This window comes from Streptomyces sp. OR43 (genome assembly GCF_008042275.1).
Lineage (GTDB): Bacteria > Actinomycetota > Actinomycetes > Streptomycetales > Streptomycetaceae > Streptomyces.
In genome coordinates, this window is sequence record NZ_RDBK01000025.1 from 431895 (window position 1) to 439434 (window position 7540).

Sequence of the window (7540 nt, forward strand, 5' to 3'; positions counted from 1 at the left end):
GCGGTGCACCGGGTGGCGGGCGCGGTGGAGCAGGTGCTCTACGCGCCGGAGCCGCGGCCGGTGTCGGGCCTCGCGGAGGACACGCAGGCGGMACGGGCGGCGGAGCCACGCAGGCCGCTGGGGCGCTCGCCATCGGGCTGCCAGAGCGGCCCGGCGCTCCGAGACCGCCCACACCACCCGTACGGCCGAGCGCGGTGCCACCACCGCGCGGAACCGGGCGAAGCGGCCGACGGAGCCCCGGAGGGCCGCCCGTACCGCCTGCGTGTCCTCCGCGAGGCCCGACACCGGCCGCGGCTCCGGCGCGTAGAGCACCTGCTCCACCGCGCCCGCCACCCGGTGCACCGCCTCGGCGACCTCCGCGTCCAGCTCTCCCGCCCGCACCACCCGGGCCGCGGCCTTCCGCGGGGTCAGCGACTCGTCCGGCTCGATGCCGTGGTCCCACGCGGTGTCGGTGATCTCCTGCCAGGCCGCCAGCGTTCTCGTGGTCGCGTCCGCCGGGGTGCGTCCGGTGGAGGAGCCCAGCCGCCGGGCCCGTACCCGCATGCGCCAGAACATGGGCAGCAGCGGGAGCAACAGCACGAGGAGGACCACCAGGACCACTCCGAGCACGGCGCCCGCCGACGTCCCCGTGTCCGTGGGCGCGGTGGCACCCGGAAGGGCCGAGCCGGCGCACACGCCCTGCCCGCCGGTCTGCGCCGGGCAGCTTTCCGAGGCCGACGGTGCGACCGGCACCGCCGCCGACGCCTCCGTCTCCGGCCGGGCCGGATCGGCGGAGTCACCCGAAGGGGTGTCCGGCAGGGTGTACGACGGCAGCGAGCCACGTGTCGGCGTGGGCTCGAAGCGGGTCCACCCGATGCCCTCGAAATACAGCTCAGGCCAGGCGTGCGCATCGCGCAGACCGACCGACATCGAACCGTCCGACTGCGCCGTGCCCGGCGTGAAACCGACGGCGACCCGGGCCGGGATGCCCAGCGTCCGGGCCATCGCCGCCATGGTGAACGAGAAATGGACGCAAAAGCCCCGCCGGTCCTGCAGGAAGCGGCCGATCGCCGCACTGCCGGTACCCGAGTTCACCGAGGTGTCGTACGTGAAGCCGCCCTCGGAGGCGAAGTAGTTCTGCAGCTTCACCGCCTGCTCGTAGGAGTTGGCGGCGCCCTTCGTCACCTCTTCGGCCGTCTCCCGGACTACCTTGGGCAGCGAGCCGGGCACCCGGGTGTACTCGCGGACCAGGGCCGGCGCAACCGCGCCCGCGTCCGCCAGCTGCCCGGCCGTCGGCTGCACGATCAGGCTGGAGACCCCGTACTGCGCACCGCCGGTCGTCTCCCCGTCGTCCCCGACCAGGGTGCGGCCCTCGGGCTCGAACCGCCAGCGCCCGTCGACCCTCACCTCGGTCGCCGGGTAGGGGAGCGGCAGATAGGTCTGCTTGTAGGAAGGCGACGCGGAGATGTTCGTACTGATCTCCGTCACGGCGACGTCGGGCGACAGACCGGGCGGGTTCGGGAGCCGTTTCGGCACGTCCTTCAGCCGGCGGGTCGAGGCCCGCCATTCGCTCCCGTTGAACTGGTCCAGGGCCAGGATGCGGAGGTAGAAGTCCTGCGCTCCCGTCGAGTTGGTGCGGTACGACATCACCTCCCGGTTCTCCGGCTGGTTGAGGTCGTTCTGCAGGGAGACCAGCGGGTTCACGGCGGAGATGGTGCCGCCGCCGCTCCCCTTGCCGTTGCCGCCTCCCGTACCGGCCAGCAGCCCGCCGTCGAGCGCGGGCAGGGCCGCGGGCACGACCAGCGCGATGCCCAGGGCGAACGCGCCGATGCGACGCCCGGTGCGCACCGGGGCGAGCGCCCCGCCGCCCGAGGCGCCGATGCCGGAGGAATGACCTCGGCCCCTGGCCGCAGCCGCCCCGGCGAAGACCCGCCCCCACTGGGAGAGCCGGTCACGTCCCTCGGCCAGCAGGAGAAGCAGATAGCCGCAGGCGGCCAGCAGGAACCACAGCCAGTCCGCGCCGCCGTCGGAGAGACCGGCGGCGACGGAGTAGAGGGCCAGCAGGGGCAGCCCGGCCGGCGCGGCGCTGCGGAACGTCACCGCCAGGGCGTCCACCGCGAGCCCGATCAACAGCACGCCGCCCACCAGCATCAGCCGGATACCCGCCGTGTCCGGTGCCGGGATCGCATACCGCCCGACGTCGTCCGCACCCGCGGTCAGCAGGTCGGCGAGCCGCTGCACCGACTGCGGGCCGGGCACGAAGCCCGCCAGCGCCTCCTGACGGGCGAACGCCACGGTCAGCAGCACCACCAGGACCAGCGCCTGAGCGGCGACGGTCGCCGCCCGCGGCAGCGGCACCCGCCGGCCGAGCGCGCCCACGCCGCACTGGATGGCCAGCAGGAACGCGGCCTGCACGAACCAGGCGTAGGGGTCGACCAGTGGCAGCATCGAACACGCCGCCATCAGCGTCGCCGCATAGGCGCACAGCGCCAGCCGACCACGACCGCTCATGACCGTCCTCTCATGACCAACCACCGGAGAATCCCGTCGTGCCGCCGCTCGTGCCGCCCATCGCGGCGGAGCCGGTCAGCGAGCCCTGATGGCCCGCCTGCTGCCACAGCAGGGCCAGATCCGTGCCCGGCCCGACCGGCACCGCTGTCCATCCCGACTCGCGCAGCAGCCGGAGCCGCTGCTCGCGGGCCGCGTCGGATGCGGGCGACGCGCCATGCACCCAGGCGGCGCTGTCCAGGACGAAGGCGACGGCCCCGCCGCCGCGCTGTCGCATGCGGGCCGCCACCGCGGTCTGTTCGTCGTCCAGATCCCCGAGGAAGGCGATCAACAGGCCCTCGTCGCCGCCACGGAGCACGTCGTACGCCCGGGCGAGACCGTCGCCGTCGGAGTGGTCGACGACAGCGAGGGTGTCCATCATCAGTCCGGCCGAGTCGGCCGAGTCCTGGGTGGAGCCCGAGAAGCCGCTCGCGCCCGGCACCTCCGTGCCGTCGTCCGTCACCAGCCGGACCTCGAAACCCCGCTCCAGCATGTGCACCAGCGCGGACGCCGCGCCGGAGACGGCCCACTCGAACGCCGAGTCGGGCCCCGTGCCCTGGAAGGCGATCCGGCGCGTGTCCAGCAGTACCGTGCATCTGGCCCGCTGCGGCTGCTCCTCGCGGCGCACCATCAGCTCGCCGTAGCGCGCGGTGGAGCGCCAGTGGACACGGCGGAGATCGTCGCCGTGCCGGTAGCCGCGCGGGATGACGTCGTCCTCGCCCGCCAGCGCCAGCGAGCGCTGCCGTCCCTCGCCGTAGCCGGACGCCTCGCCCGCCAGCCGCACCGGGGGCAGCGGTTCGGTCCGCGGGATGACGACGAGGGTGTCGTACGCGCTGAACGAACGGGTCAGCTCGCACATCCCGAACGGATCGCTCAGCCGCAGTTGCAGGGGGCCGAGCGGGTAGCGCCCGCGCAGATCCGACCGCACCCGGTACGACACCTCGCGCCTGCCGCCCGCCTCCACCCGGTCCAGGACGAACCGGGGCCGCGGTCCGAGCACGTACGGCACCCGGTCCTGGAGCATGAGCAGACCCGTGGGCAGCCGCGAGACGTTGTCCATCCGCAGATGGACCCGCGCCTCGGAGCCCGCGGGCACCCGGGACGGGGAGAGCCTGCGGGTGCCGGCGACCTGGTAGCGGGTCCGGAACAGCACCGTCACACAGACCAGCGGCAGCACGGCGAGCAGCAGGCCGACCCGCAGCAGATCCGCCTGGCCCAGCACATACGCGCAGACCGCGGCGGCCACACCGGCCGCGAGGAAGGACCGGCCACGCGTGGTCAGGCCGCCCAGGGCGGCCCGCAGACCGCCCTTGTCGTCGCTGCCGTCCCTCGCGGGCGCCCCCCCGGCGGCCATCAGAGCCGCCGTGCGCCGGGCTGCTGCCGGCCGCCGTACACCGCGCCCGGCTGGTGCTGGGGCGCGGGGACGGCCGCCCCGCCCGAAGCGGTCGGCACGGGGGTCTGCTGAAGGATTTCCTGGACCACCTGTTCGGCGGTTCGGCGGTTCAGCTGCGCCTGTGCGGTGGGCAGCAGCCGGTGGGCGAGCACGGCGACGGCGAGCGCCTGCACATCGTCCGGCAGGCAGTAGTCCCGCCCGCTCAGCGCCGCGGAGGCCTTGGCCGCGCGCAGCAGGTGCAGGGTGGCACGCGGCGATGCGCCGAGCCTGAGGTCGGGGTGGTTCCGGGTGGCTCCGACGAGCTGGACGGCATACCGCCGGACGGCTTCGGCGACGTGGACCGCGCGCACCGCCTCGATCAGCTTGACGATGTCATGGGCGTGCGCCACCGGCTGGAGGTCGTCGAGCGGTGAGACACCGCCGTGCACGTCGAGCATCTGCAGTTCGGCCTCGGCGCTGGGATAGCCGATCGACACCCTGGCCATGAACCGGTCGCGCTGGGCCTCGGGGAGCGGATACGTGCCCTCCATCTCCACCGGGTTCTGGGTAGCCACGACCATGAAGGGGTCGGGCAGCTCGTAGGTGTGCCCGTCGATGGTGACCTGGCGCTCCTCCATCGACTCCAGCAGCGCGGACTGGGTCTTGGGCGAGGCGCGGTTGATCTCGTCGCCGATCACGATCTGGGCGAAGATCGCGCCCGGTTTGAACTCGAAGTCGCGGCGCTGCTGATCGAAGATGGACACACCGGTGATGTCCGAGGGCAGCAGGTCCGGTGTGAACTGGATGCGTCGCACCGAGCAGTCGATGGACCGTGCCAGCGCCTTGGCCAGCATGGTCTTGCCCACGCCGGGGACGTCCTCGATCAGGAGGTGGCCCTCCGCGAGCAGCACGGTCAGCGAAAGGCGTACGACCTCGGGCTTGCCCTCGATCACACCTTCCACCGACCTGCGTACCCGCTCCGCTGTGGTGGTCAGATCTGTGAGGCTCGCTCGATCGTCATAGGTCGTCACCCGGCCCTCCTCGGCCCTGCCCCACGCTCACCAGGAGCACAGGATTTCCCCAGTCACGGGCCGGCGCCCTTGTGCGGCCCGGCCCACCCCGAATTGCGGACACCGCGCCGGACAGGTCCGGCGGGGTGTCACACCCGCATTCTTGTTGCCGTTACCGCTTCGTGTCACTCGCCTGTGGATAACCGGGGCCGAAATGTCGGGTCGATGGGGGTTTTCACCGCCGGAACGTGCCCGTCCGGCTCCCTCGGGCCGGGAAGGTCAGGAAACCGGAAGGATCTCGCGCAGCAGGCCGGTGGTCACGTCGAAGACGAATCCGCGCACGTCGTCGGTGTGCAGCAGGAACGGGGAGGTGCGGACCCGCTGCATCGACTGCCGCACGTCCTGGTCGGCGTCACTGTAGGCCTCGACCGCCCAGGCCGGCCGCTGGCCGACCTCCATCTCCAGCTCCCGGCGGAACTCCTCGGTGATCGACTCCATGCCGCAGTTGGTGTGGTGGATCAGCACCACGCTGCGCGTGCCGAGGGCCCGCTGGCTGATCGACAGCGAGCGGATGACGTCGTCGGTGACCACGCCGCCGGCGTTGCGGACGGTGTGACAGTCACCGAGCGCCAGACCGAGCGCCTTGTGCAGGTCGAGCCGGGCGTCCATGCAGGCGACGACGGCCACACGCAGCACGGGCTTCGCGTCCATGCCGGGGTCGGTGAACTCGGAGGCGTACTGGACGTTCGCCTCGACCAGGCGGTCGGTGACGGTGCCGCCGGTGCGGGCCTGGTCCGTGGCAGGGGAGTGCGCAGAAGTCGACATGAACTAGACGTTAGCTCTCGCCGGTGCCGTCGGCGTGGTGTCGAAGCGGACAAAGAACGTCAACGACGCTTGTTGTGAGGTAACCCACAAGCCTCACAGCCGGTCACCCGGCCGGGTGAACAAAGCGAGGGCCGACGCGCTGTCGGGTTGATTGATCGGGAATCGATCGAATGGCAGGGTGGACTAAAGTGACGGGAAGTTACCGACACCCTGCACATTCCGATGTTTTCCCCGTGTGCGCGGCGTACGTACGGCCCGGCCCTCTCCCGCTCGCCGGTCGGCTGACGCCCCTTCCCCGGCGCCGGCGGACCTCCCCTTCGCGAGCGGGCGGGGACCAGGCCGTACGTGCAGCGCCCCGGGACCTGAGCCTGAGAGGGCGCATGAGCCAGACCCGACACGTCCCGGTGATGCTCCAGCGGTGCCTGGACCTGTTGGCCCCGGCTCTGGAGGCACCCGGCCCGCAGCCGCCCGTGGTCGTCGACTGCACCCTGGGCCTCGGCGGACACAGCGAGGCGCTGCTCTCCGCCTTCCCCACCGCCCGGCTGATCGCGCTCGACCGGGACAAGGAGGCGCTGCGCCTCTCCGGTGAGCGGCTCGCCCCGTACGGCGACCGCGCGACGCTGGTGCACGCCGTCTACGACGAACTGCCCGAGGTACTCGACCGGCTCGGCGTCCCCAAGGTCCAGGGCGTCCTCTTCGACCTCGGCGTCTCCTCCATGCAACTGGACGAGGCCGACCGCGGATTCGCTTACGCCCAGGACGCCCCGCTCGACATGCGGATGGACCAGACGACCGGCATCGGCGCGGCCGAGGTGCTCAACACCTACCCGCCGGGCGAACTGGTCAGGATCCTGCGCGCGTACGGCGAGGAGAAGCAGGCCAAGCGGATCGTCTCCGCCGTCGTGCGCGAACGCGAGAAAGAGCCGTTCAGCAACAGCGCGCGGCTCGTCGAGCTGATCCGGGACTCGCTGCCGCAGGCCGCCAAGCGCACCGGCGGCAACCCGGCCAAGCGCACCTTCCAGGCGCTGCGCATCGAGGTCAACGGCGAGCTCACCGTGCTGGAGCGGGCGATCCCGGCCGCGGTGCGGAGCCTTGCCGTCGGTGGGCGCATCGCCGTCCTGTCGTACCACTCGCTCGAGGACCGCCTGGTCAAGCAGGTGTTCGCGGCGGGCGCCGCGAACACCGCACCGCCCGGCCTGCCGGTCGTCCCCGAGCGCTATCAGCCACGGCTCAAGCTGCTGACCCGCGGCGCCGAACTGCCCACCGAGGAGGAGGTCGCCGAGAACCGGCGCGCCGCTCCCGCCCGGCTCCGCGGCGCCCAGCGCATCCGCGAGGAGGAGCGATGAGCAGTCGGCACCCGGAGTCCTCGCGGACCCGGCCCGGGGACGGAGCGGCGCGGTGAGCAACGCGGCCGGCGGGCTGAAAGGACGCGCCGCGCGGCTCAGCCGGCTGATGCCGGCCGGGCCGAGCAACGCGGCCCGGACCCCCTTCGTCCTGCTGGTCGTCCTGCTCCTGGGCGGCGGCCTGATCACCCTGCTGCTGCTGAACTCCGCGCTCAACGAAGGATCGTTCCGGCTCAGTGAGCTGAAGAAGCGGACCACGGACCTCACCGACGACCAGCAGGCCCTCCAGCGGGACGTCGACAGCGCCTCCGAACCGGACGCCCTGGCGCGCCGAGCAAGGGAACTGGGCATGGTCCCCGGCGGCAGCCCCGCCTTCCTCGGCCCGAACGGCCAGGTCCGCGGCGTACCCTCCGCCGCCAGCGCCGCACCCACCACCGCGGTGCCGAAGCCCGAAACCCCCGAAC

At 72.6% G+C, this 7540-nt stretch carries 5 protein-coding genes and 1 pseudogene; 2 read left to right on the forward strand and 4 right to left on the reverse strand.

All coding sequences use genetic code 11. The features are described 5' to 3' along the window. From EAO72_RS14675 to EAO72_RS14690, 4 genes are all read right to left on the reverse strand, one after another. Positions 1-2490, reverse strand: a 2490-nt coding sequence (locus tag EAO72_RS14675; RefSeq protein WP_148017842.1) for a transglutaminase TgpA family protein, incomplete at its 3' end; no start/stop codon positions are given. A gap of 10 nt (positions 2491-2500) precedes the next feature. After that, complete coding sequence (locus EAO72_RS14680) at positions 2501-3880, reverse strand: DUF58 domain-containing protein (protein WP_148017730.1); 1380 nt, start codon at positions 3878-3880, stop codon at positions 2501-2503. Continuing rightward, a complete protein-coding gene (locus tag EAO72_RS14685) occupies positions 3880-4929 on the reverse strand; it encodes an AAA family ATPase (RefSeq protein ID WP_148017731.1) in 1050 nt (349 codons plus the stop codon). Before EAO72_RS14685 ends, EAO72_RS14680 begins: the two co-directional genes overlap by 1 nt. Before the next feature lie 258 nt (positions 4930-5187). Further along, on the reverse strand, positions 5188-5733 hold the full coding sequence (locus EAO72_RS14690; protein ID WP_148017732.1) for a beta-class carbonic anhydrase: 546 nt from the start codon (positions 5731-5733) through the stop codon (positions 5188-5190). A 380-nt stretch (positions 5734-6113) separates the two neighbouring features. Here EAO72_RS14690 and rsmH point away from each other — a divergent pair, with 380 nt between their 5' ends. Together rsmH and EAO72_RS14700 are read left to right on the forward strand one after the other, a co-directional pair. After that, complete coding sequence (gene rsmH, locus EAO72_RS14695; protein ID WP_148017733.1) at positions 6114-7079, forward strand: 16S rRNA (cytosine(1402)-N(4))-methyltransferase RsmH; 966 nt, start codon at positions 6114-6116, stop codon at positions 7077-7079. A 52-nt stretch (positions 7080-7131) separates the two neighbouring features. Beyond that, positions 7132-7540, forward strand: a pseudogene (locus EAO72_RS14700) (septum formation initiator family protein); the annotation flags it as partial.

Excerpts from the sequence above, each read along its gene's own strand:
- EAO72_RS14690 (WP_148017732.1), bottom strand. The coding sequence starts at position 5,733 with ATGTCGACTTCTGCGCACTCCCCTGCCACGGACCAGGCCCGCACCGGC.
- EAO72_RS14680 (WP_148017730.1), bottom strand. The coding sequence starts at position 3,880 with ATGGCCGCCGGGGGGGCGCCCGCGAGGGACGGCAGCGACGACAAGGGC.
- rsmH (WP_148017733.1), top strand. The coding sequence starts at position 6,114 with ATGAGCCAGACCCGACACGTCCCGGTGATGCTCCAGCGGTGCCTGGAC.